General features: G+C 66.2%; 23 protein-coding genes and 1 pseudogene. 10 read left to right on the forward strand and 14 right to left on the reverse strand.

Annotated elements, in window-relative coordinates; all coding sequences use genetic code 11:
• Positions 1-237 precede the first annotated feature (237 nt).
• The 8 genes from infA to truA all read left to right on the forward strand — a co-directional run bounded on the left by infA (position 238) and on the right by truA (position 4,892).
• Positions 238-459, forward strand: a complete 222-nt coding sequence (infA, locus tag SLQ30_RS08020) for a translation initiation factor IF-1 (RefSeq protein WP_005140011.1) — start codon at positions 238-240, stop codon at positions 457-459.
• Positions 460-520: 61 nt separating this feature from the next.
• Positions 521-634, forward strand: coding sequence for a 50S ribosomal protein L36 (gene rpmJ, locus SLQ30_RS08025; RefSeq protein WP_003879483.1), 114 nt, complete (start codon positions 521-523; stop codon positions 632-634).
• 165 nt (positions 635-799) lie between these two features.
• Positions 800-1,174, forward strand: a complete 375-nt coding sequence (rpsM, locus tag SLQ30_RS08030; protein ID WP_319445735.1) for a 30S ribosomal protein S13 — start codon at positions 800-802, stop codon at positions 1,172-1,174.
• A gap of 6 nt (positions 1,175-1,180) precedes the next feature.
• Positions 1,181-1,597 (forward strand): 30S ribosomal protein S11, encoded by a 417-nt coding sequence (gene rpsK, locus SLQ30_RS08035; RefSeq protein ID WP_149375640.1) that lies wholly within the window; start codon positions 1,181-1,183, stop codon positions 1,595-1,597.
• Between the two features lie 14 nt (positions 1,598-1,611).
• The gene (gene rpsD, locus SLQ30_RS08040) at positions 1,612-2,217 is read left to right on the forward strand and encodes a 30S ribosomal protein S4 (protein WP_319445736.1); all 606 of its coding nucleotides are present in this window, start codon (positions 1,612-1,614) and stop codon (positions 2,215-2,217) included.
• Positions 2,218-2,307: 90 nt separating this feature from the next.
• On the forward strand, positions 2,308-3,360 hold the full coding sequence (locus SLQ30_RS08045; protein ID WP_319445737.1) for a DNA-directed RNA polymerase subunit alpha: 1,053 nt from the start codon (positions 2,308-2,310) through the stop codon (positions 3,358-3,360).
• A 61-nt stretch (positions 3,361-3,421) separates the two neighbouring features.
• A complete protein-coding gene (gene rplQ / locus SLQ30_RS08050; RefSeq protein ID WP_319445738.1) occupies positions 3,422-4,003 on the forward strand; it encodes a 50S ribosomal protein L17 in 582 nt (193 codons plus the stop codon).
• Between the two features lie 4 nt (positions 4,004-4,007).
• Positions 4,008-4,892, forward strand: a complete 885-nt coding sequence (gene truA / locus SLQ30_RS08055) for a tRNA pseudouridine(38-40) synthase TruA (RefSeq protein ID WP_319445739.1) — start codon at positions 4,008-4,010, stop codon at positions 4,890-4,892.
• Here truA and SLQ30_RS08060 read toward each other — a convergent pair.
• From SLQ30_RS08060 to SLQ30_RS08075, 4 genes are read right to left on the reverse strand one after another with little or no spacing between them, the layout of a single operon-like run.
• On the reverse strand, positions 4,889-5,575 hold the full coding sequence (locus tag SLQ30_RS08060) for a cutinase family protein (protein WP_319446071.1): 687 nt from the start codon (positions 5,573-5,575) through the stop codon (positions 4,889-4,891). The two genes, truA and SLQ30_RS08060, sit on opposite strands and share 4 nt — an antisense overlap.
• A 36-nt stretch (positions 5,576-5,611) precedes the next feature.
• Positions 5,612-6,286, reverse strand: a complete 675-nt coding sequence (locus SLQ30_RS08065; protein ID WP_413467960.1) for a cutinase family protein — start codon at positions 6,284-6,286, stop codon at positions 5,612-5,614.
• 23 nt (positions 6,287-6,309) lie between these two features.
• Positions 6,310-6,978 carry a cutinase family protein gene (locus SLQ30_RS08070; RefSeq protein WP_319445740.1) on the reverse strand — a complete coding sequence of 223 codons (669 nt, stop codon included), beginning with the start codon at positions 6,976-6,978 and terminating at the stop codon, positions 6,310-6,312.
• 15 nt (positions 6,979-6,993) lie between these two features.
• Positions 6,994-8,019, reverse strand: a complete 1,026-nt coding sequence (locus SLQ30_RS08075; protein ID WP_319445741.1) for an EamA family transporter — start codon at positions 8,017-8,019, stop codon at positions 6,994-6,996.
• Positions 8,020-8,094: 75 nt separating this feature from the next.
• Here SLQ30_RS08075 and SLQ30_RS08080 point away from each other — a divergent pair, with 75 nt between their 5' ends.
• Complete coding sequence (locus SLQ30_RS08080) at positions 8,095-8,655, forward strand: CGNR zinc finger domain-containing protein (RefSeq protein WP_319446073.1); 561 nt, start codon at positions 8,095-8,097, stop codon at positions 8,653-8,655.
• Positions 8,656-9,196: 541 nt separating this feature from the next.
• Here SLQ30_RS08080 and SLQ30_RS08090 read toward each other — a convergent pair.
• From SLQ30_RS08090 to SLQ30_RS08125, 8 genes and pseudogenes are all read right to left on the reverse strand, one after another.
• A pseudogene (locus SLQ30_RS08090) lies at positions 9,197-11,887 on the reverse strand (NAD(P)-binding protein); the annotation flags it as partial.
• Positions 11,884-12,285 carry an SCP-2 sterol transfer family protein gene (locus SLQ30_RS08095; protein WP_319445744.1) on the reverse strand — a complete coding sequence of 134 codons (402 nt, stop codon included), beginning with the start codon at positions 12,283-12,285 and terminating at the stop codon, positions 11,884-11,886. The gene SLQ30_RS08095 and the pseudogene SLQ30_RS08090, both read right to left, overlap by 4 nt.
• On the reverse strand, positions 12,278-13,300 hold the full coding sequence (locus tag SLQ30_RS08100) for a hypothetical protein (RefSeq protein WP_319445745.1): 1,023 nt from the start codon (positions 13,298-13,300) through the stop codon (positions 12,278-12,280). Before SLQ30_RS08100 ends, SLQ30_RS08095 begins: the two co-directional genes overlap by 8 nt.
• A complete protein-coding gene (locus SLQ30_RS08105; RefSeq protein WP_319445746.1) occupies positions 13,297-13,578 on the reverse strand; it encodes a hypothetical protein in 282 nt (93 codons plus the stop codon). Before SLQ30_RS08105 ends, SLQ30_RS08100 begins: the two co-directional genes overlap by 4 nt.
• Positions 13,575-14,033, reverse strand: coding sequence for a hypothetical protein (locus tag SLQ30_RS08110; RefSeq protein ID WP_319445747.1), 459 nt, complete (start codon positions 14,031-14,033; stop codon positions 13,575-13,577). Before SLQ30_RS08110 ends, SLQ30_RS08105 begins: the two co-directional genes overlap by 4 nt.
• Entirely contained in the window at positions 14,030-15,214 is a 1,185-nt protein-coding gene (locus tag SLQ30_RS08115) for a polyprenyl synthetase family protein (protein ID WP_319445748.1), read from the reverse strand. The genes SLQ30_RS08110 and SLQ30_RS08115 overlap by 4 nt, the downstream gene beginning before the upstream one ends.
• A complete protein-coding gene (locus SLQ30_RS08120) occupies positions 15,214-15,996 on the reverse strand; it encodes a hypothetical protein (RefSeq protein WP_319445749.1) in 783 nt (260 codons plus the stop codon). Before SLQ30_RS08120 ends, SLQ30_RS08115 begins: the two co-directional genes overlap by 1 nt.
• Before the next feature lie 61 nt (positions 15,997-16,057).
• A complete protein-coding gene (locus SLQ30_RS08125) occupies positions 16,058-20,419 on the reverse strand; it encodes an AAA family ATPase (RefSeq protein WP_319445750.1) in 4,362 nt (1,453 codons plus the stop codon).
• A gap of 323 nt (positions 20,420-20,742) precedes the next feature.
• On the opposite strand from SLQ30_RS08125, the gene eccB reads away from it, so the two are divergent.
• Positions 20,743-22,140 (forward strand): type VII secretion protein EccB, encoded by a 1,398-nt coding sequence (gene eccB, locus SLQ30_RS08130; RefSeq protein ID WP_319445751.1) that lies wholly within the window; start codon positions 20,743-20,745, stop codon positions 22,138-22,140.
• Here the strand turns inward: eccB and mycP are convergent.
• Positions 22,105-23,475, reverse strand: a complete 1,371-nt coding sequence (gene mycP / locus SLQ30_RS08135; RefSeq protein WP_319445752.1) for a type VII secretion-associated serine protease mycosin — start codon at positions 23,473-23,475, stop codon at positions 22,105-22,107. The two genes, eccB and mycP, sit on opposite strands and share 36 nt — an antisense overlap.
• Positions 23,472-24,734, reverse strand: coding sequence for a type VII secretion integral membrane protein EccD (gene eccD, locus SLQ30_RS08140; RefSeq protein ID WP_319445753.1), 1,263 nt, complete (start codon positions 24,732-24,734; stop codon positions 23,472-23,474). Before eccD ends, mycP begins: the two co-directional genes overlap by 4 nt.
• Between the last annotated feature and the right edge of the window lie 27 nt (positions 24,735-24,761).

The raw sequence follows: 24,761 nt of genomic DNA on the forward strand, positions 1-24,761 counted from the left end.
CCGAGTGGGAACCGCGTGACCCGGTGATGGACGATTTTGGGCGGGCCGTTTGAGCGGGTACTATTGACCAACGGTGCGGTTTCCGCGCCGGCTCTTGCGTGCCCTGCCCTGGAATTACTGGAATTTCTCGTCACCGGCTCACGTTTTGTAGTCGGAGTTTCAGCTGCGCCACGGGGCACGACCCTCACTGCTCGACGGGCGGTGACGTGCGCCAAAGAATTCAGGACAACGGAGGACATGGCCAAGAAAGACGGTGCCATCGAGGTCGAGGGCCGGGTGGTCGAACCCCTGCCCAATGCGATGTTTCGCATTGAGCTGGAGAACGGACACAAGGTGCTCGCGCACATCAGCGGCAAGATGCGGCAGCACTACATCCGCATCCTCCCCGAGGATCGCGTCGTAGTGGAGCTTTCGCCCTACGACCTGACCCGGGGCCGCATCGTTTACCGCTATAAGTAACTACTTTCCAGTGACGAGCGCTTGCGCGAGTCACCGAACAATCCAGAAGGATCGAACAGCCGTGAAGGTGAACCCGAGCGTCAAGCCGATCTGCGATAAGTGCAGGGTGATCCGCCGGCATGGGCGGGTCATGGTGATCTGCTCCGATCCGCGCCACAAACAGCGTCAGGGCTAGTGCCCGAGGCTGGGCGCGACCGAAGCACCCACAACTGAATGCAGACCTCCCAGTACCAGTGAGCAGATTGGCTGCCCACACACGTCCGGCACGGAGGCCGGACCCCGCTAGCAAGCGGGAACGGACTGGGAAAAGACCTCCGCAAAGAGAAGGAAACACTGCCTGATGGCACGTCTCATGGGCGTTGACCTCCCGCGCGACAAGCGCATGGAGATCGCGCTGACCTATATCTACGGCATCGGCCGTACCCGCTCCCAGGAGATCCTCGCCGGTACCGGCATCGATCGGGATCTGCGCACCAAGGACCTCACCGACGATCAGGTGAGCCAGCTGCGCGAATACATCGAGGGCAACCTCAAGGTGGAGGGTGATCTGCGCCGCGAAGTGCAGGCCGACATCCGCCGCAAGATCGAGATCGGCTGCTACCAGGGCCTGCGGCATCGTCGCGGCCTGCCGGTGCGTGGCCAGCGCACGAAGACCAACGCACGCACCCGCAAGGGTCCGAAGCGCACCATCGCCGGCAAGAAGAAGGTCAGGTAACCCCGGATGGCACAAGCAAAGAAGGGCGGAGCTGCCCCCAAGAAGGGGCAGAAGACCCGCCGCAAGGAAAAGAAGAACGTTCCTCACGGCGCCGCTCACATCAAGAGCACGTTCAACAACACCATCGTGTCGATCACGGATCCGCAGGGCAACGTCATCGCCTGGGCGTCTTCGGGACACGTCGGCTTCAAGGGCTCGCGTAAGTCGACTCCCTTCGCCGCCCAGTTGGCTGCCGAGAACGCGGCCCGCAAGGCGCAGGAGCATGGCGTCAAGAAGGTCGACGTCTTCGTGAAGGGCCCCGGCTCGGGCCGCGAGACCGCGATCCGTTCACTGCAGGCCGCCGGACTCGAAGTCGGCGCCATTTCCGATGTCACACCGCAGCCGCACAACGGCTGCCGTCCGCCCAAGCGGCGCCGGGTCTAGGGAGGATCTGAACAATGGCTCGTTATACCGGACCCGTCACCCGCAAGTCGCGCCGCCTCGGCGTCGACCTCGTCGGTGGCGACCAAGCATTCGAGAAGCGCCCCTACCCGCCCGGCCAGCACGGCCGCGCGCGGATCAAGGAGAGCGAATACCGCGATCAGCTGCAGGAGAAGCAGAAGGCCCGCTTCACCTACGGCGTCATGGAGAAGCAGTTCCGCCGCTACTACGAGGAGTCGAATCGCGTCTCGGGCAAGACCGGCGAGAACCTGCTGCAGATCCTCGAGAGTCGGCTGGACAACGTCGTGTACCGCGCCGGGCTCGCCCGCACGCGCCGCATGTCACGTCAGCTGGTCAGCCACGGTCACTTCACCGTCAACGGCGTGAAGGTCGACATCCCGAGCTACCGCGTCTCGCAGTACGACATCATCGACGTGCGCGACACGTCGCTGAACACCGTGCCGTTCATCATCGCGCGTGAGCTCGCTGGCGACCGCCCCACCCCGGCCTGGCTTCAGGTCGTGGGAGAGCGCCAGCGCATCCTCATCCACCAGCTGCCCGTTCGGGCCCAGATCGACGTGCCGCTCAACGAGCAGCTCATCGTCGAGTTCTACTCGAAGTAACCGCTTTTCGCGGCACATGTTGAGGGTCACCCGACCATCAACACCAAACGGCATCAAATAGCGGATGTCGAGAAGGAGATAGAGAAACACATGCTGATCTCTCAGCGCCCCACCCTGTCCGAAGAGTCGCTTGCCGAGAACCGCTCCAAGTTCGTCATCGAACCGTTGGAGCCGGGATTCGGTTACACCCTTGGCAACTCGCTTCGGCGCACGCTGCTGTCGTCCATCCCGGGCGCCGCAGTCACCAGCATTCGCATCGACGGCGTGCTGCACGAGTTCACCACCGTTCCCGGGGTGAAGGAAGACGTCACCGACATCATCCTGAACCTCAAGGGCCTGGTCGTGTCCTCCGAAGAGGACGAGCCCGTCACCATGTACCTGCGCAAGCAGGGTCCCGGTGCGGTCACCGCCGGTGACATCGTCCCGCCCGCCGGCGTGACGGTGCACAACCCCGACATGCACATCGCGACACTGAACGACAAGGGCAAGCTCGAGGTCGAGCTCGTCGTCGAGCGTGGTCGTGGTTACGTCCCGGCCGTGCAGAACAAGGCCTCGGGTGCCGAAATCGGCCGCATCCCAGTCGATTCCATCTACAGCCCGGTGCTGAAGGTCACGTACAAGGTGGAGGCCACCCGCGTCGAGCAGCGCACCGACTTCGACAAGCTGATCCTCGACGTCGAGTCCAAGAATTCGATCACCCCGCGTGACGCGCTGGCCTCGGCCGGCAAGACGCTGGTCGAATTGTTCGGGCTGGCACGGGAACTCAACGTCGAAGCGGAAGGCATCGAGATCGGGCCGTCGCCCGCCGAGGCCGACCACATCGCGTCGTTCGCACTGCCCATCGACGACCTCGAGTTGACGGTGCGTTCGTACAACTGCCTCAAGCGCGAGGGTGTACACACGGTGGGCGAGCTCGTCTCGCGTACCGAGTCCGATCTGTTGGACATCCGCAACTTCGGCCAGAAGTCCATTGACGAGGTGAAGATCAAGCTGCACCAGCTGGGCCTGTCGCTCAAGGACAGTCCGGCCACGTTCGACCCGTCCGAGGTCGCCGGTTACGACGTCGCGACCGGCACGTGGAACAGCGATGCCAGCTATGACCTGGACGACACCCAGGACTACGCCGAAACCGAACAGCTCTAATCCACCAATCCGTCCCGGTCCTACCTGATACGGGGACCGGCCCCATTTAGGAGAAGTCGCAATGCCCAAGCCCACCAAGGGTCCCCGCCTCGGCGGGTCGTCCTCGCACCAGAAGGCGCTGCTGGCCAACCTGGCCACGTCGCTTTTCGAGCACGGCCGGATCAAGACCACCGAGCCCAAGGCGCGGGCATTGCGGCCGTACGCGGAGAAGCTCATCACCCATGCCAAGAAGGGCACGCTGCACAACCGGCGTGAGGTGTTGAAGAAGATCCGCGACAAGGACGTCGTGCACGTCCTGTTCGCCGAGATCGGTCCCTTCTTCGCCGACCGCGAGGGCGGCTACACCCGCATCATCAAGGTGGAGGCACGCAAGGGCGACAACGCCCCGATGGCCGTCATCGAACTGGTGCGGGAGAAGACGGTGACCTCCGAAGCCGACCGGGCCCGCAAGGCGCCGAAGGCAGCGAAGGCCGCTCCGGTGGTCGAAGACGCTCCCGTCGAGGAGACCGTCGAAGACGCCAAGGTCGAGGATGAGGCGATCGCCGACGCTCAGACCGCGGAAGCCGAAGAGGTCGACGCAGTCGAGGACGAGGTCGACGCACCTGCCGACGAAGACGAGAAGGCCGACGACGCCAAGTCGTAGTGATATGACGAACGCGCCCGCCATCGATTCCGGTGGCGGGCTTGTTCGTCTGCGTCTCGACATCGCCTACGACGGAACGGAATTCGCGGGCTGGGCCGCGCAGCTCGGACAACGCACCGTCGCGGGGGTGCTCGAGGAGGCGCTGTCGACGGTGTTCCGCGGCCCGGTGCAGGTGCGGGCCGCCGGGCGTACCGACAGCGGTGTGCACGCCGCCGGTCAGGTCGCGCACGTCGACGTGCCAGTCATCGCGCTCGACCACGCTCGGCCGCGACAGCCCCGGCCCGGTGAGCCCGAATTTGCATCGCTCGTGCGCCGGCTCGGCAAGTTCCTGCCCGCTGACGTTCGCGTGCTCGAGGTGGTACGCGCACCAGTCGGCTTCGATGCGCGATTCTCCGCGCTGCGCAGACACTACGAGTATCGGTTGTCGACCGCGCCGTACGGCGTCGAGCCGGACCTGGCCCGCTACGTCACGCCGTGGATGCGGCCGCTTGACGTCGACGCCATGGTCGAGGCCTCCCGAGCGCTGGTGGGGCTGCACGACTTTGCCGCGTTCTGTCGCCACCGCGACGGCGCCACCACGATTCGCGATCTGCAACGGTTGGATTGGACGCGTGACGGTGCCCGCATCACCGCGCACGTCGTCGCCGATGCGTTCTGCTGGTCGATGGTGCGCTCGCTCGTCGGCGCCCTACTGGCTGTGGGGGAGGGGCGTCGCGAACCAGCTTGGTGCGCCACGCTTCTCACAGCGGCGGGGCGGTCCAGCGACTTCGCCGCTGCGCCCGCGCGGGGGCTGACCCTGGTTCACGTGGACTACCCCGCTGACGACCAATTGCTGGCGCGGACCGAGGTCACCCGCGACGTGCGGTCGGCAGACGACGTCGGGCGCTAGATCCGGCCCGCGACGAAGTCGGCGGCCTGGTTGACCATGCCTGCGTTGATGTACGCATTGGCGAGGTGGGCTGGCCAGTTGTCCTTCCACGTATCCGGGTCGGCCGGGTTGCAGATCGGATCCGCGCCATGGCAGAGCTCGATGGTGCGCTCGGCGTAGACCCCGTTGAAGTTTCCGATGGGGCCTGCCCACTGGCTGCCGTTGCCAAAGAGCGCGACGGCGGCAATGTGCTGCTCCGCCTCGGGCGGCAAGGGATTGTCCCAGCCGAAGAACGAGAAGGGCACGGCCAGCACCACATCGGTCACGGCGGCGCCCAAGGAGTACCCGCCGAGCACGATCCGCGTGTTGGGGCAATTCGCGATGGTGTTCTGAACGTGCTGGCTCATGTCGTTGGCGCCGACGTCGATCTGGTTGTCGGCGGGATACCGCACCGCGTACATGGAGATGTTCTTCTTGGACTTGGCCCGTAGCGCACTGATGAGCGCATTGCCGATCTGACCGGGGCCTGCCGGCTCCAGCCGGCCGCGCGCGAACACCAACTCGACGTCGGAGCACGCGGCCGACGCCGACGGAAGGCCGCTTCCGGTAACGGCGGGTGCGACGAGCAGGACGCCCGCCGCGAGCACAGTGGCAGACGCGGCGACGATGGCCTTGACGAGGCGGCGGCGGATCACCAGCTGAATGCTAACTGAACGTTTGTCGTGAGTGTCGGCCGTGGGCTACAGCAGCCCGGCGATGAAGTTCGCCGCGGTGTTGGTCTGGCCGCCTGCGTACGCGCTGTGCGCGGGGACGCTCTCACCGTCGGTCTGACAGACCGGGTCGCCGCCGTTGCACAGGTCGATCGCACGTCCGCCCCAGACCGGGCTGGAGGTCAACGGCAGACCGAGCTTGGCCGACGGGTTGCCGAACGCGGCGATCCCAGCGACGAAGTCGGGCGCATTGGGCGGTAGCGGGTTGTCGAACCCGAACGATGGGAACGGCACCGCGGCGATGACGTCCATCACGGCCGCGCCCTGCGAGTAGCCGCCGAGCACAAGCCGCGTGTTGGGGCAGGCGCCCATCATGTACTGGACGTGTGCGCTGGCGTCGTTGGCGCCGTTGGCGGCGGCCATGAAGTCGTACGAGGCGGGGTAGTTCACCGCGTAGCTGCCGACCGAGCGGCCGCCGACCTTGCCACGCAGCTGGTCGACGAATGCTCCGCCGACCTTTCCAAGGCCGGGGGGCTCCGTGGTGCCGCGGGCGAAGATCACTTCGATGTCGGGGCAGTCAGCCGATGCGGTACCCAGTCCGCCGACGGCATGCGGCGACATAACGGGGAGGAGCAGAGCGGCGGAGGCAGTTAGCGCGGCGGTTGCGGTGGCAACGGCGAAGCGGCGCACTCGTCTGAACGTCACGCCAAATGATAACGCGAGATTGGCTAAACGAATCCGGCGACGTAGCTGGCGGCCTGTTGGGCGAGCCCCTTGGTCACGTAATCGCTGTGCGCGAAGGGGTTGCGGCCCCGCGAGCAGATCGGATCGCCGTCCGTGCACAGATCGATGGCGCGGTTTCCCCACACCGAGCTGGTCAGCGGATTGCTGAACTTCGTCGCGGGGTTGCCGAAGACGGCGACGGCCGCGATGGAGGACGCCAGGCTGCTGTCCAGCGGCGGCGCCGAGCCGATCTCGCCGATCTTGTTGCCAAGCGGTGGCACGCCCGCCAGCATGTCGACCACCGCGGCACCCTGCGAATATCCGCCGAGCACGATGCGGGTCGACGGGCACTGCGCCACGGTCGCGGCGATGTGTGCGGCGGCGTCGTTGGCTCCTTGGGCAGCGTCCAGGAAGTCGTAGCTGGCCGGGTAGTTCACCGCGTAGGTGGTGACAGTGCGGCTGCCGACCAACGGGCGCAGGGCATCGGTGAACGCGTCGCCGACGCGACCCAACCCTGGAGTGTCGTTGGTGCCGCGCGCGAACACCACGTCGATGTCGGAACAGGCACCCTCAGCGACCGCAGGGGCCGCGTTGATCAGGGCAGAACCGCACGCGATCACCGACGCGAGCGCGCCAAGCCGGGCCATCGATTTCAGCATTGTCACGTGGGCCATCTTCACATATGACGGTCAGCCACGACGAACCGTTTGCTCCGAGCAGGCGCCGTCCACGGGCGTTTCCGGCCAGCTGGCCTGCGCTACCTTTTCGGTCCGGTCACCCTGTCTGGCCAGCGCAAGTCCTACCAGCACGACCACGCCGCCGATGGCCTGCACGGGCGTCATCGCCTCGCCGAGCAAGACCCACGCGGTCAGTACCGCGAACAGCACCTCGGCAAGGCCGACGAGCGAGGCGAACCGCGGCCGTAGCCGAGCAATGCCCATGATGCCGAGGGTGTACGCGATCGCCGTCGGCACCAGCGCCAACGCGATCATCGGAACCACCCACGATGTCGTCCACCCCGCGATGACCGTGTCGTTGGTGGTGAAGGTCAGCGGCATCACGCCCGACAGCCCGAGGAGCGCCACCGTGATGGCACCGACGACGAGCCCGCCCGCGGCAAGTGTGATCGCGTGCAGGCTGCCTTCGGTGCCGTCGGCGCTCACCTCGTCGGACATCATGAAGTAGCACGCTGCGCAGACGGCCGCCGTCAGCGCCCAGCCGACACCGACGAGATTGATGTGCGCACTCGCGAAGACGTTCAGCACCAACATGATTCCGACGATTGCCAGTGCCGCTCCCGCGAGCGTCAAGTTGCTTGGCCGCTGGCGGGTGGTGGCCCACAGCCAACCCACGACGAGCACCGGTGCGGTGTATTCGAGCAGGAGCGCGACGCCAACGGATAGATGCGAGACGGCGTTGAAGTAGCAGAATTGTGCACCGGCAACCGGCACGATGCCGTACGCCAGGACCGTCTTCCAGTGCGCCACGGCGTTGCGTAACCAGTCGCGCTTCATCACCGTGGCGAACACGATCATTGCCAACGCGCCACCCGCTAGCCGGGCGGTGACGGCGGCGGTCGGGCTCCAGCCCGCTTCCATGAGTGACTTGGCCAAGGGGCCGGACATGCCGAACGCGAACGCGGAGGCGACTGCGAAGGTCAGTCCGAGTCGGAAGTGATCGACCGTGGGCTGGCGGGGATCCAACTGTGCGGTCATGCGACACCTCCAGAAATGTAATGAGTAAAATCAAAGTTGGTCATGACGCTACGGCCGAAAGGAGTCATGAGTCAAATGATTTTTACCTATGACACAGAACTCACTCTGCGGGCCGCGTGTGTGCTGGTCAACACCGGTCGCGTCGATGGTGAGCAGCTGGGTGACATGGCGTCCCTCGACGAATACCTCGATGGCTTCGGCTGGACCGGGCGACGCGATAGGGATACGGCCGAACTGGAGTCCGTGCATCGACTCCGCGACCGGATAGGCCGGATCTGGGCGGTTGCCGACGACGAGGAACGCGCCGTCGGTCAGGTCAACGCCCTCCTGTCCGATACCCGGGCGGCGCCGTGGTTGACCCGACACCCGGAGATGCCTGAATGGCACCTGCACCTGGCGTCGATCCACGACCCGCTGTGGCAGCGCATGGGTGCGGAGATGGCGATGGCACTGGCCGACCTCATCCGCGCCGGCGAGCTGCGCCGGCTCAAGACCTGTGCCGCGCCGGACTGTGAGGCCGTGCTCCTCGATCTGTCGCGCAACCGGTCCGGGAAGTTCTGCGACACCGGCAACTGCGGTAATCGTCAGCACGTGGCGGCGTACCGGGAGCGGCGGGCGTCTGACGCCGCCGACTAGCGGCTCACGGCGTCGGGGTCTGACCGAGGTTCTTGAACAAAGATTGCTGCACGACCTCCTGCACTGCGTCGGGCGTGACGCGACCGATTGCCCCGAGAAATGGCGAACCAGCCGGACTTTGGGCAGGCGCGGTTGTTGCCGCGATTTGTGAAGGGCGCCGAGTTGGGGCAGCTACCGGCCCGCCGAGGTCGTATTGAAAACCCGGGGGGACCGTTTGGTTCAAGTCGTCGAAGATCGGTGGAATGGGTCTCGCAGGTGGCTCTGGTCCGGCGTTCAGGATTGCGTCAGCCCCACCGGGGATTTGGCTCGTACCCGGGCTTCGTGGCGCGACGGGCGCGTAGGGCGGCGGCCACGTTTGCGATTGGTTGCCGTAGCGATCGATGGGCACGCTGGCGGATTGCTCGTCGTTGCGGGGCGCAACGGGCACCTCCGACCTACTCGACTTGCTCGTCGACGTCGCTGCGCCGCCCCCGCGCTCGACATCTCCGCTTCTGCTCAGGTCGTCGGCGCCTGGCGGGGTGGGTATCGGGTAAGGGTAGGAGGGATTGGTTTCGCCAGAGCTGTCACCAGTGGGATATCTCCCAGTGGCGTTGCCGGCCGAAGCCGGTGCGGTCGATGGCTGAGGCGATCGGGGGCGCGCCGCAAGTTGTTCGAGCGACTGCCTCCACGCCTGGAGATTGCTGAACAGTTGCTGGGCATAGTCAAGTGGTGCTGGCGCGACGGGAGGGGCGGCTGGCATCGGCGGCATACCCGGCATCACGAACGGCATGCCCGGAGGCGCGAACGGCAGGCCGGGAGGCGCGAACGGCATGCCCGGAGGCAGGAACGGCATGCCCGGCGGTGTGAAGGCCATGTTGGCGGCGAGCGCCGCCGCGGCGGCCGCTGCCTTCTCCAGAATGTCGCGCCAGATCTGGAGGTACGCAATCATCTGATGGTTGTAATCAGGCTGGGGCGCGGACATTTAATGACCTCCAGAGAGTGGGGGGATGGGGGACGTGGGGGCGCCGACCGCAGGTGCGGCCAGTGTGTCCAATGGATGTGGCAGCGACGCAAGGCAGTACTTGCTGTCCAGGTTGCGTAGGGCGCGGGTATCGGCAGGCTCGCGGTTCTCGATGTCGAAGACGTAGCAATAATCACCGGCCGGGGTAGGGAACCGAACCGGACTCGACAGTCCCTGATCGAGAAAGCCGTAGGGGAAGTCCCAGCCGAGTGTCGTGTTCTCCCGAAGGTCGAGACCGCCCGATTCCACCCAAACATAGTGGTCGAGAATGGCATTGACGGCGTGGCGTCCCGACTCGCACGCAGACTCCATCGATGTCACCCTGGTGAACGTCTTGTTCCACGTGCCCGCGAAAACCACCGAATTGTTGTGCACTTGATAGCCGCCATGGCGGGCCTGCCAGACATTGCGCTGCTCGAGATCTTCGAGCCACCAGTCTTCGGGCGGCAGGTAACTCCAGGACGATCCGTGCGGATTCCACGGTTCGGTCCCTGGCCGATTGGTCCAGTCCCCGACTATGGGAACGAGGTACGGGGTTTCGTTGCGGGCCACACAACCTTTGCCTTGACCCGGGCCGGCTTCCATCGTTAGGCCTCGGTCGAGTGCGTACCACACCGGCCACGGCAGAATGTTCTCCGCCACAATGCCTTTCTGGCTTGTGAGCGCAGCGACGAACTGTCGCCATACTTCTGCGGCGATTTCGTCGGCAGTGCAGTCGCGGGCCGCCTTGCCCCGGCCAGACTCGTCGACCAGGTGAGTGGAAGGGGTATTGAAATCCGCGATGTCGACTGAGAGCACCGAGATGTAGCCGTCGCGGTCGAGCGACGGTCGCTGCTCCCACATTCCAGTCTGGTTGATCGACGATAGGGCCCACGGAGTGCCGGTCAACAACATGTGTCCGCGGAGCAGCTGGAATTCCGTGTCGAAGTAGTACTGGATGCCGCACAGCGTTTGGAACCGATCCCATGGCACCCGGCCCAGCTGGTCCATCGCGTAGGGATCCCGCCGCGTCCAAGGGCGCGTCGACCCGGCTTGCAGCGGGCCGTCGGGTGGTGGCGCAGACGTGGTGAAACCGTCCAGCTTCGCCACCGTGCCTCCGGTCCCCGCCGCGCGCAACGCCGACGTGATGTATTCGGCCCCTGGCGCATCCACGGCGACGACCGTGTAGTCCGGAGCAACCTGGGTTCCGTCGGCGAGCGTCACGTGTACTCGGGGCCTCAGGTGGGGCGGCTGACTCGGGTCGAAGGCGGGCGGATCGAGGCATTGCGCCGCACCGCGGACGAAGCGGACACCGAGTGCGAGGAGGTGGCGGTACCAATTGTCGAACCACGCCTCGGTGGTAGGCCCATTGAGTACCCCGTCGGCCTTGTTGTCGCGGCGGTCCATGTTGAGGTAGAGCTGAAGATACGTGGACATGTTGGTGCGTGCGTCGCCCCACTGCGAATCGAGAGCCACTAGGACCCTTGGCATTTGGCGCAACAGCGCGTCGCAACGCGGCGAATAGGAGAACTGGTTCATCCCCGTTGTGCTGTCGTGTCCGACCAAGAAGTCGTAGGCGGACACGTTCTGCAGTTCTTCCGCACGACGCAAGGGACTGGTGACGAGGTAACGGAGCAGCCTGCTCATATACGTCGCGACATCGCTCGGAGTGAAGCCCAATGTTCCGAGTTGGCTAAGGATTCCGAAAAACTCAGCGGGGCTACGTGGGCGTTCGCTGGGAAAGACGAGGGACGGCTCGCCGTCTACCGTGATGCCCTTGGTGATTACCCGCCGGACGTTGTCGTAGACAGTGCGAGGGGTTGGTGTCCAGCAGGCCGTGCCGTTGGCCGTCTGCGTGAGCTGATAGACCGGGGTGCGTTGGAACAGGTCCCAGATGTGCAGGTAGAACGCCGGGAAGAAGCGAAAGCCATGTTCACCCGCGACAGCTCTACCGGGATTACGCGGCTGGCCCCTTCGGCCCGGGAACGGACGCAGCTCAGCTTTGCTCCCGTCGTGTGTGCCCACCGTTGAATACTGAGAAGCGGCGAGGCCGCCGAGCTTGACGGGCGGGTACGTCCATGCCGGCTCGGTTCCCAATCCGTTGCGCTCATCGGCGCGACCTTCGTACACCGTGACGACGAAGCCACGCTCCGCGAGCTCGTGAGCGGCGGTGAGGCCGGCGATGCCTGCCCCGAGCACCGCCACGGTGGGACGTCGTTCGCAGGATGCCGGCGTCGAGATGTGTTCGCTCATCGGCCCGCCCGGAGTTCGGACAGCAGTGCGGGCTGGGTGGACGCCCGGACCGCAGCGTGAACGTAGGCGAGCATTGTGTCGTGGGCTCGCTGGACGTCATCGAGTGAGCCTCGGACGGCCACCGAGCCGCCCTCGACGGCCTCGCCCAGTCCTACCCTGGCGTCGAGCAGGTCGAGGATGGCGGCTCGCGAGGTGAGGATTCGGGCACCGGCCATCTGCGCCGCACCGTCCGATACCTGAAGTCGGTCACCGCCGCGCAAGGTAAACACCTCGCCGTCGACGTCGAGTTCGACCACCATCGTGCCGAGCTCTGCGACTAGCAAGCGGTAACTGTCGGGCACCTCGTGCTCAAGGTGCCGGACCGAGCGCCGCAGTAACGACGAAACCCGTTCAGCCATGGAGGAACTCGAATACGCCGGTGCCAACGAAGTCGAAGTCTTCGCCGTTGATCGATCCGCTCGCCCGGACTGTACCGTCGGTTTCGCAGAGCACAGTCGATCGGTCGAGGCATGTCTCGCTCGGCTGCGCCAGCCGGGCATACGAGCGCGAGCGGAACTCGACGTCCACGTTGTCGCCTGCCCGCCTCGCGGTGATGTCGATCCGTTCTGGCGCACCCCGCACCTCGCCGTCCAGGAGCAGCCGCATCGGGGGCGGCAACGTGCAATCTGCTGCCCGGCTGAGCTGACCGACCGAACGCGTCTGTACCGCCGCGTGCCGGAATATCGCGGCGGGCTCATCGTGGTGCCACACGTAGAGTGCTTGGGTCAGACAGCGCAGCCGGCTCCGGTTGGTCGTCTGCAGGAACACCATCGACCACGGGTCCGCGGGTGCCGTGGGCAAAATGGTGCCCCACGTCCAACCAAAGTCGTCGCCCCACCAGAACCGACCCCAGTTGTGGTCGTGGTAGGCGAGGTCGTCTTTCATGTGGTGCTCCCGGCCGCCGATACGCAACCAGCCCTCAGCGCGCAGCCTCGGTACGAAGAGCCAATTTATCCGCCCGTCCCCCAGCGGTTGGTTGCGGACCACGAAGGGACTACTCGGCGAGGTGAAGTGCAATTCTCCCCGAATACCCTTGTCGGGTAGATCGATTGCGACACGATAGCCGTCGGGCAGCACGGTCATCCGGTTGGCGCCGATGGTCAGTTCACTCAGATCGGCTGAGACGTTCAGAGCGCGCTCGTCGAACCGCTCGATCGCGCCGCTCCAGTTCTCGTCGTGAGCGATCACGATGACCCGTGGCGCAAGTCGGGCTTCGTCAGTGCCGAAGCCTTCATTGAAGAGGCTGAAGTTGATCAACAGCCGCACGCCTTGCCCGTGGACCACGAAGTGATGCCACTCCTTGAAACCCGTTGGCCTGGCGCCGGCCAGCACTGGGGCGCGGTGAAAGTCGTTGCGTGCGAGCAGCGTGGTCATCGCAGCCAACGCCTAGTCGCCCAGCCCGGAGGGTCGGCTTCGATTCGGGGATAGTGTTGCGCCAGTGCGGGTTCGGCGAGCCGCTCGATCGCGTCTCCTAGGCTGGCGAGGCCTAACAGCAGGTGCACGAAGTCGTCGGAATCGCAGGAAGTCTCAGCTTGGAGGTTGCTATCGGCGGCCAGTGTGTGAACCAGCCGGGCCAGCCCGGCGAGGCCAACCAGATAGCCAATGAAGGTGCTCTGATCGGCGAGCGCTTCGTGGGGATCGGTGAGCGTCATGCGAACCCCTCGGGCCGCAAGCGCTCCAGAATGGAATCGTCGAGGCCCTGCCCCATCGCAATGTCGGCAAGCAGCTCCGCCCAGGCGTCGGGCGTGCCGTTGGGCGTGGCGAGGCCGTCGAGAACGTTGAGGCTCACCATCTCCCAGACGCGTCGGAGGTTCTCGACTGCCTCGGAAGCTACCAACGCGTCGCGCAACTGTGCACCTTGGGGTGTGGTTGCGTAGCGGCGACCCTCGGCAACGAGTAGATCGTGCAGCCGTCGGGCGGCCGCGGGGTTGCCGAGGACCGCGCGCCGCGCGCCGACAAGTAGGTCGAACGCCGTTCGTTCCGGTCCGTCGGTCTCGTCCGGTGGGACTGGGCGCAACTGCGGGGTCTGCTGCTCGATGAGGTCGAGAGTGAGCTCGCGGATCTGCTCGAGCTCCGCCAGCATGCCGGTAATGGCTTCGGTATTCATCGGGTCCGCCCGTGTACGTAGTCGACGAGGCAGGCAAGTGCGTCGCGGTGTTGGCTGGGCGGTAACCAATCGAGATTGGCTAGCGCGGCGGCGGCCTGGCGGGCATGCTCGGCGGCGACATCCCGAGCATGCTTGAGCGAACCGACGCGGTTCATCAATTCGTAGAGCCATCGAATGTCGTTGAGGCTCTTGGACTCCGAGTGGCGGTGTCCTTGCAGGCGAGCCGTGATTTCGGTGCGACCCGACTGCGAGAGTTGCCCGAGTCCGGTGAGTCGATCGAGCAGATCCGTCAGGTCTAACTCGCCGTCCGGGCTCGGGCGGCGCTTGGCCAGGATGTGCACCGCGCGATCCCGCTCGTTCGGTTCGGCACACCGCAAGGTGTGTAGGAGCATCAGCGTCCGCTTGCCCTCCCAGAGATCGCCCCCGATCTCCTTGCCGTATTCCTCCGGGTCCGCCCGCAGGTTCAGCAGATCGTCGGTGATCTGGAAGGCGGCTCCGAGATGCCGGCCGAGGGATTCCAGCGGCGTCAACCACTTCGCTTGGGCGCCAGCGGCAATCGCACCGGCCTGCAGCGGTGTGATGAACGAGTACCAGCTGGTCTTCAGTTCCACCATCTCGAGGTAGTCGGCGTCATCGAGCCGCCAGGTGTTGGACCGGACCCACTCGAGTTCCAGCGCCTGTCCCTCGACGGTCTGCCGAGTCATGTGCGCTACGGCCCGCAGGATGCGCAGGGCGGGGCCCAGCCCGACGCGCTCGACGTTGTCGAGCAGCGGCTGTAACGACAGCGACAGCATGGCGTCGCCGACATTGACGGCGATCGGGACGCCGTGGTCGATGTGCAGCGTGGGTTTGCCACGCCGCGACCACGATTCGTCCTCGATGTCGTCGTGGATGAGAAATGCGTTGTGGTAGAGCTCGAGGGTCGCCGCAGTCGGCAGGATCGCCTCGAGGTGGCCGCCGAGCCCGAGGCACATCGCGATGCTCAGCGCTGGCCGCAGCGCCTTACCGCCGCGCAGCGGGTAGTCAAGGATCAGTTCGTGGAGCGCCTTGGCTCTGCGTTCGTCGGGACCGTAGAGCCTCTTGATCTCGTCGTCGCAGGCGTCCTTGCTCAAGGCGAGATAGTCCTCCAGCGCGTTCGACGCGGCAGGGGCCCAATACGCCAGGGCCGGGGTCGAGGTCATTACGAAATGAAAGCGACGAGTCCGCCGACGTCCTTGACTCTCGTCACGAAGCTGACCCGGACTATGAGATCAATCGTGTTGGCGGCCGTGTCGCCGACGACTTCCAAACGTGGAGTAACGCTTACCGCGATGTCCACCGGCTCCTCACCCGGCGATGCCGCTGGCGCGCCGCCCTGCGCAATACGCTGGCGGCGGCCCACCATGTACCCCCGAACAGGGGTTGGAGGTGTCAGAGGGGCTACTTCAAGCGTGTCCACGCGATATACCGAGTTGACGTTCGCGGGGGTGAGCAGAGAGTTGTAGACGCTGTATCCGCTGACCAACTGGCTGAGAAAGATCAGCCCAAATACGTGCGTGACGCCAGCTGAGGGCGCGCGGTACCCGCCCTTCTCGACCATCGATCGCGCCATGATGAGCGAGTAAAGGAGTTCGGGCGGCGTCGCCGTCCCGACGCCGACAGTTTGCATGCCCGCGACGTGGAGTGCCGGGATCACGATGTCGTCGAACTTCCCAGCGAGTATGGCGGTGTTGGCGATCACCTTCGCGAGCACTGCATCGTGCGTCGGGGCGATCGCCTCGGCCAGCGTCACCGAGAAGGGCTGGGGCAGCGTCTGCAGCGGCAGGTAGCCCGGCGGCCCCGTCACGTTGTCCTGGCGCACCGTGGTCTGACTCGGGTCACCGGTCTCCCAGTGCGGGATGGCTTGCCAGGCAACGCTGGACTGTTCAAACGTCTCCCGAACCGCTTGGTTGGCAAGCGCCAACCGTTCCGCGCTCAAGTACATGACCGAGACCCCCCTCGTCGAATGTAACTTCAAATCATTGCAGACAACTTTGTCGTGAGTGTCATTTTTGCAGTAGTGCGATCTCTTGACCAGGGGTCATCTCGCCGCGGGCAACCGCGTCGCAATGCGCCAGGTGCAGCGGGGCGACGGGATCCTCGGGCAGCAACGCGCGGCATCGCTCGAAGGCGGCGCGCGCCTTGTCGACTTCGCCTGCGTCGAACAGGTTGAAGGCCTCGTCGTACGCGGGTTGTGCCGCGCGCTTCGCGGCACGAACCGGAGCTGAATCCTCGTCGTACACTTCGTAAATCGTCACCGGTCGACGTCGGTTGACCACCATGACGCGCTCCATGCGGCGGACGTCGAACTGCTCGGAATCAGCGAGGCGCTTATACGTGCGGTCGGAGATGAGCAGGGCGGAGCCGTAGCGCTTGTTGGTGCTCTCGATGCGTGCCGCCAGGTTCACCGCGTCGCCGATGATGGTGAGCACCATGCGGTTTACCCCGCCGACGAGCCCCACCGCGACCGCGCCGGTGTTGATGCCGATGCCCGCGCGCAGCTCCTCGGAGCCCAACGCCTTACGTTCCTGGTTGTGTTCCCGCAACGAGCGCAGCATGGCCAATCCCGCCCGGACGGCGTCGGGCTCGGACTCGAAGACGGCGACGATCTCGTCCCCGCGTACGTCTTGAATCATCCCGTTGTAGCTGATGATCGGGAGCTCGACGGCGCGCAGAAAGCCCATCGCCAAGTTGCCCGCCTCAGCGACGTTCATGTCCTCGATCATGGTGGTGTAGCCCCGGATGTCACTGATGAGCACGGTCATCTCGCGTTCGACCCGGTAACCGCTGCGGACGCGGCGAAGGTCGTCGATGTCGAGGATGCGCAGCAGTTCGTTGGGCACAAACCTCGATTGCACGTCCATCAGGGACTGTCGGTGTTCGTCGGCGGCCCGTAGTCGTGCCTCGAGCTGGAAGTTCCATAGGGGCGCGGCAGCCTGGGCGCACAGGAAGGCGACCGCCTCCTCGTGGTCGGCGTCGAAGTATCTGTCAGGCTGGTCCTGTTCGGCGTAGATCACACCGATTGTCTTGTCCTGCACCCTTATTGGGACGACGAGTTTGGACAGCCCCGATGCCTCATTTGGCTGCTGCTGTTGGCGCAGTCCCGGTGGCTGGCTGGCCAGTCGGACGGGGTCGGCGGCGACGATCAGCGGGGATCCGGCGTCCATCACGCGCCGCACGATGTTCGTGTCATAGGACACCTCGGTCCACGGCCCGTCCACAATCGAAATGTCGCCGTGATCATTGATGGCGCGGACCGACAGATTCTCCGTTCCACCGGTGAGGTACAGGACGCGGCCCGCACCGGTCGTGTCCGCGACCGAGCCCAGAATGATGTTGGCCAAACCGTCCGGGGTTCGTGCCCCTGACAGCGCGTGCAGCAGCTGATGCGCGCCGATCGGGTCGATCCCCGCCGAGTCCGTCTTGAGATCGCGTCGCAGTAGCCAGGGGTGCTCCCGCGCGAGCCAGTCCGTGCGCACCGCGAAGCCCAGATTCAGCCAGCGCTGGTACGCCGTCCGCAGCATGTGTTGGGAGAGCGTCGTCCGCCCGATGTCGGCATAGAGGGCGGCGGTCTCCTCGAGGGCGCGCGCACCGATCATTGGGAGATGGTTTTCCTCGGCCAGCTCAATCGCTTGGTGAAGGTAGCGCTCCGCGTCTGAACGTCGCCCGCGCGCTCGCGCCCACGCTCCCTGGATCAGGGCGTACGGTGCCGCGTAATTCTCCGGTGCGCCCGCCGCCCACTTGCGGTGCGACGCCAGTGCTTGACGCACGAAGCGGGCTGTCGAAGGGGCCCGCGGCGCGCATTCCAGCATGCTGAGGGCACCGACCATATAGACGAGTTGTGAGGTCGTGGTGCCGACCAGCCCGCCGAGATGCTCGATTGCCTCTGGCGTCGCGGCCACTGCGCCAGGGTGGTCGCCGCACCAGAAGTGCAGCCCCTGCTTCATCGCTGCGGCTACGCCAAGGGCCACCTCGTCGCCCTCAAGGCGGGCGGCCGGCAGCACCTCTCGCTCGTCGTAGCCGCTCTCGCCGGCGAGGAGGAACGGATCGGCACTGCGGCCCATCATATTGAGGCAAAGCTGCTGCATAGCCTGGCAAAGCGCGCTCGACACGGGCTGGGAACGGATGTGGGGGATCAGGGACCTGGCGAGGACGTCGATCTCCGCGAGCGGACGACCGACCCAGAATGACTGGGAGAGCAGGCACGCGACCAGAAATCCGGCGTATTCCTGGTCACCTTGGTCCAGCGCGCCCTCGACGGCATCGCGAAGGTCGCCAAGGCCGTCGCGAATGGGGTGGCGCCAATGGCGGATGAAGTTCACGTGCGTGAACACCGTCTGCGGGCGGGCCTCCCGGAATTCCGGGCGCTCGGCCAGCCGCATGGCTACCTCGCTGAAGCGCTGGCCGCCCGCGTGATCACCGAGCACCACGCGGATAACCCCGTAACCGCTGATGACCAGCGGGGAGTACGGCGTGTGGCCGTGGGCCAACGTGAGATCGAGCTGTTTTCGTACGAGCAACGGCATGAGGTTGGGCCGGACGAGGTACGACATGTTGCGCAGTTCGAGAAGAATCCGGTGGATCTCGATGACCAACTGGTCATCACAGTGCGGTAGCCGCAGCAGCCGCTCGGTGCTCCAGCGGCGCATCGTCATCATCATCCGGACGATCGCGTTGCCCATGCGTGGCTTGCCCGCGTCGGTCGGCACCCTTTCGCCGAGCTCGTCGAGCGCGGCAAGCCCGATCTCGAGCGCCTCTTGCAGACGGTTCTCGGTGACCCGCCCCTTGAGCCGGAGGTAAGCGACTCGCGCGCGGTCCGCGGGCTCGCGCAAGATCTCCTCGGCCTCGTCGAGGAGCGCATTTAGCGCCGTCACATCACCCACCAGCAATGCCGCGTCGGCGGCATCGAGATGCAGCTCCCGGGTCAGCTCAAAGTGCGTGGTCCAACGTTGCTCGCCGAGCAGATCCAAAGCGTTCCGGCAGTACCCGAACGCCAATGGAAACGAGGCCTGCGCCCGAGCCTTGCGCTCCGCCCGCCGTACTACTTCGACGAATCTGGTGCGTTCGACGTCGTCGGCCAGCCCCAGGCCACCGATGCCGACGTGGCGCGCGGCCTCGAACAGCCGATCGTCGCCCAGCGTGACCAGCCGTCGGCCGACGCGCAGATGAACGGCACGCATGTCGTCAGCGGACACGCCCGCGCGCGCTGCCTCGGCCACGCGATCGTGGCTGAACCGATAGCGGGCGTCGCGACTGATCGCGTTGGTGATCCGCTGGCCGTCCCCGTCGAGGGCCTCTAGCAGGCGAAGCTCGAGGCACGCCCAGAGCGCATGGGCCACGACGTCGGGCGACTGCGCGGCCGCTGCGGTCGCGTCGTCGAGGTCGAACTCGCCACCGATGCACGCCAGCGAACTCAACACCGCCCGGTCGTTCGGGCGCAGCTGAGCGAGGTAGCCGGCGAAGAACTCCGCGGCCGAGGCGGTGACCTCGATCGATGTCAGTACCCGCAGGTCCCAACTGGGTCGGCCGCCCAAGGTGGCCGGGAGGAGCGCACCCTCGCGTTGTGCGCGGTACAACAGTTGACGGACCTGCAGCGGATTGCCACCGGTGCGGTGGTGGAACTCGGCGGCCACGTCGCCGAGATCCACGCTCTGGCCGCACACGTCGGCGAGTAGTTCCTCGACGTGTTCGGGGGCCAGCGGTTCGAGCTGGATGGCGGTGAAGCGGTCCGGCTTAATGCCTGCAGCGCCGGGGTCGAACTCGCCCTGGCGATGTGCACCGAGCACCAACACGTTGCGCAGCGACATCGTCAACAGTTCGGCGAGCAGCAGCAGCGAATCTCGATCGGCCCATTGCAGGTCGTCGATCGCGAGCACCACCGGCCGGTAGGTCGCGGTGTCGGACACCAGCCTGATGGCCGCGCGGTGCAAACGACCACGAGGATCCGGTGCGTTGAGGTCAGCCGTATACGTTTGCTCGCCGACTACCTGTGACAGCTCGGGCACGAGGTCCCCGAGAATGCCGACCAGCCCAGGCATCCCGCCGACGACGTCTGCGCGCCATTGTGCGCGCTCGGCCGCACCGGTCGCGTCCATGGTGCCGACGATCGTCCTGAGCACATCGGCCAGCGCGGAATACGGTGCAGGTTCACCGTCGCGGCACCGTCCGTAAGCAAACACGCAATTTCGTCCAGAGACTTCTGCGCCAAATGCCTGTACGAGCGTCGACTTTCCTACGCCGGGAGTCCCGCCGAGCAGGACGCATCCTCCGCCGACGCGTTCGGCCGCTTGCACGGCCGCCCTGAGTTCGGCCAGTTCGTTCCGTCGGTCTGCGACTTTGCCCTGGAAGTCGACCGTGGGGGCCGTCATGGTGCGGTGTCTCCCATTTGGCGCACCAGTCGTGCGTCGGTGAGACACGGACCCCTCAAGGTGAAGCGCATCCCGCTTCCCCCTCTAATCGGAACACTCAGCAATCTTAAAGACCTCATCATCTCAGCGCGAGCTGAATATGCACATCCGTCAATCGGTTGATCCGGCGTCTGGTTCGGTGTTGATGGCGAACTTCGTTCTGACATAGCGGGGTATCGCGTTCGAGTCCCTTGTCGGCGTCCTACGGGTGGGCCCTCCGGGCGCCGAGAATCGGTGCGTTGGAGCAGATCCGGTAGCGCTTAGGCTGGGTACCGGGGGATTTCGTGGTTGGTGGTGAAAGTCGGCAAGCGTCGACGCGGCTGCAGGTGAGCGCTCAGCGCTTTCTGACGCGGCGCATGGAACATGCATTGGTGCGCAGGGACGTCGCGATGGACGACGACCCCATGCGTGCGCAATCACGTTCGCTCGCAGCGGGATGCGTGCTCGCGGCGATCGCCGTTGCGGGCTGCGCCATCATGGCCGTGGTGAAGCCGCACGGCACGCCCGGCGATGCGCCGATCGTGATGGCACGTGAATCGGGAGCGGTGTACGTGCGCCTCGGTGACACCCTCCATCCGGTCTACAACCTGGCATCCGCCCATCTGCTCGCGCGTACCAGCACCAAGCCGATCATCGTTGCGGAGGCAACGATCGCCGACGTGAAAAGAGGCCCCATGGTCGGCATTCCGGGCGCCCCGTCCACGATCGGCGCGCCGTTGCCGCAGCAACTGTGGACGGTGTGCGACGGCGAACGCACAGTCGTCATCGTTGGTGCGGGTCTTGCGCTCGATCCATCGCGCATCGTGCTCGTCACCCCGCGCGGCGAGAGTGCCGCGACCACCTATCTGCTCTACGAGGGGTGGCGGGCTGCGGTCGATCTCCGTGACCGGGCCGTTGTGCGGGCCTTGCGCCTCGATGGCATCGTCGCGCTTCCGGTGTCGCGCGCATTGCTCGACACCGTGCCCGAGGCGCCCGCGTTGGCCGTGCCTCGCATCGCCGGGGTCGGATCGACAGGCCCAGAATCATTGAGCGGGATTGTCATCGGAACCGTGGTGCGCGTCGCCAGGGCCGACGCCAATGAGTTCTACGTCGTCCTCGTCGACGGCGTGCAGCGCATCGGCGACGTCGCCGCGGACGTCATCAGGTTTGCCTATCGCGGACCCGACGAGATTCCGACGGTCACGCCAGCGGCCATCGCGAGAGTCAAGGCGGTTGCGACATTGCCGGTCGACACCTTCCCACGCCGTGCGAGCGCGCCCGTCGGCGCCAAAACCGGTGCCCTGGTGTGCGCGCAATGGCAGCGCAGCGAAATCGATGGGCAGTCGAGCACCACGGTGTTGACCGGCCGCCCGGCGGCGTTGGACGGCGTGCAGATCGCGGAGCTGGCCCAGGCTGACGGGGATGGTCCCAAGGTGGATGCCGTCGCACTACCCGGTGGCCGCAGCGCCGACGTCCGGTCCACCCGCGCCCTCGGCGATGACGGCATGACCGGACCGCGTTTCCTCGTCACCGATTCGGGTGTCGCGTACGGAATTCGGGACGACGAGGCCGCGACCCAGCTGGGCTTGACTGCACCGCCCGGGGCAGCCCCGTGGTCGATCCTGGGACACCTGCCACATGGACCTGAACTGAGCACCGACGCCGCGTCAGTCCTGCGCGACGGGCTCCCGCCGTCGTCGTAGCCGACCCGCCGAGAGCATCAGGGCCGCAGTGGCCACCGCAATGCACACGGCCGCGCCACCGAACGCCACTGTGCGGGTACGCAGGTCGGCCTTGCCGTTACCCACCGAACGCGGAGCAGAAGGTGCTGCGGTGCGGACCGGGTCCTGGCCCGGCGCCGCGCCGAGCGCCGCCAACGGATCTATCACGCCGTAGCCGACCAACGGGTCCCAACCGGCGGGAGGACGATGGGCCGTCTGCTCGATGCGTTGCATGACCTGTCGCGCCGTCAGTTGCGGAGCGCGAGCACGCATGAGCGCAGCGACACCCGAGACCACGGGCGCGGCATAGCTGGTGCCTGAAATCGGGTCCCCCTCAGCCGATCCCGGCGCCGAATCGATGAGGCTCTCACCGTCGCGGGCGAGTGAAACCACGCCTTCGCCCGGGGCCGCGACGTCCACCCACGGACCCGCCAGTGTGAATGGCGACGGCTGGCCATCCGCCCCGACCGACCCCACCGTCAACACGTAGTCGTCGTACCACGACGGGCTCACCACGACGTTGACGGCATCCCAGTCCGGGCGGCCGGGATGCGCAGGATCGGCAAGAGGGTTCTGCTCGGGGCATTGGCTGCCGACGTTGCCCGCCGCGGCGATGACGACCACGTTCTTGACGTCGACGGCGTAGGCCAGTGCAGCGCCGAGTGCGCCGTCTTCGATCCCGTCCCGTGCGGGTACGCACGCCACCGAGGAGATGTTGATGACTCCTGCGCCAAGATCGGCGGCGGTGCGCACGGCCATGGCCAGCGTCTCGACGTCCCCGACACCCGAACCCGCGCGGTCCTCCGAGCGGCGAAAAGCATTGCTCGACTGCCGGATCGAGATGATTCCGGCATCGGGTGCGATGCCGCCGAACGTTCCGACATCATCATCGTCGATCGGTGCGGCGGCGATGATTCCCGCGACGAGCGTGCCGTGTCCGTCGCAGTCCTGGGTGCCATCACCAGCCGATACGTAGTCCCCGCCTGCGACCAGACGTGGGAGCAACCGATGCCGCGCCACCCCGGTGTCGATGACGGCGACCGTCTGGCCCGAACCGCGCGAGAGGGGGCGAAGCGCCGCGACGTCGAAGTCCGTCAACTGAGTTGGGCGACCCTTCGGCGTAGCACGCATCGGGTACCCGCAGTCCCCGGTCTGTTCAGTCGGACCGGGCGGTGCGGGCGAGCGTGGTGCGGGCAACAACGAGCCGTTGACGGCTGGAGGTGCCACCGCAACGGCCGGAGGCGACGTCCAGGTCGCCATTGCCCCCAATCCAACGACGGCGGTGAGCCGCAGCGCCCGCTCCCACGTATTCGTCATGCCAGGTGGAGGTCCCGCGCCAGTGTATAGACACCAATGACCCAGCAGGCCAAGGGAACTACGGCCGCGAGCGCCGCGTAGTCGATCAGGTCGACGGCCCGGCTGTTGGTGGCCGTCAGTCTGCGCTGACGAAGCACTCCAAGTCCGAGCGCGCACACGGCTGCGGCGAACCAGTAGGCGTATTGAGGAACGACGACGGTCACGATTGCGAAAGCAGCTGTCGTGCCGAGCAATCCGCCGAACGTCAGCGTGATGCGCCGGACGGTGTCGGCGTGGGTCCTGCTGCGCAACAGCGTGACCAGACCGGCCACGCCAGTGAATGCCGCCCCGGTCACCGGTGGCAGCTCTGTTCGGAGGCACCCGAGGGCCACCAACACCGTCCCGACGACCACCGCTCCGACGCTGCCTGCGACGAGGCCCGTCAACGTTGCGTGACCGTCACCCGCCCGGGTGGCAGCGTCGCCCCGAGTGCTCAGCCCCGACAACAGGATTGCGACCCGCGGCGCCAACGCCAGCAGGCCGAGCGCTCCCGTCGCGAGGGCGGCGCCGATGGTCGCGACGGGCAGCACGGCGAACGTCGCGGCCGCGGCCGTGGCCGCGACCAGGGCCGAACACGACGCCGTCGCCGACAGTACTGCCGACGCCCCGCCGGTGAGCCTCGTCATCACGACTGCCACCGCGGACGCCGCCGAGGCGGCGAGCAACACATTGGGCGCGGCAGGCCCAGACGGCACGGCCAGGAAGCCGGCCGCCGCGGTGAGCGCCGCGCCTGCCACCGACAACGTTGGGCTGCGTCCGAGCAACGCGGCCCAACACACCGCAAATGCTCCGCACGCGGCGACGATCAGGTGGCCTGCGGCGTGAGTGGTGACTCCGGACCAGGCCAGCGCCGCCCCCGCAACCACTACTGCCCACATGCACACCGCGGCCCGGAGTTCCCCGTCGCACTCGCGCGGCGGACTGCCCGCGGAGGCGACGGTCCGGGCAGGCGCCCAGAAAGTCGACCGTGGGATCGGCGTGTGCACCGCCGTGAGCACCAGCAGCTCACCGTCGCGAACGCCATTGGCATCCAACGACATCGAATCATCAAGCGGGCCGCCGACGGTCCGGTCAAGGCGCCACCCATGAGTGCCTCGGGCCGGAGGCCACAGCTGTGCAACGTCGTTGACTGCCGGGAGCAACATTCCGACCGGTGTCTGCGCGCACACCGCGACGTCGACCGTGCGGACGTCGCCGTCGCCACCGGTCTGAATGGACAACCGACACACCGACACCGCCCCACCTCC

Origin of the sequence: Mycobacterium sp. RTGN4, assembly GCF_033804635.1 — a bacterium.
In the GTDB taxonomy this organism is placed as follows: domain Bacteria; phylum Actinomycetota; class Actinomycetes; order Mycobacteriales; family Mycobacteriaceae; genus Mycobacterium.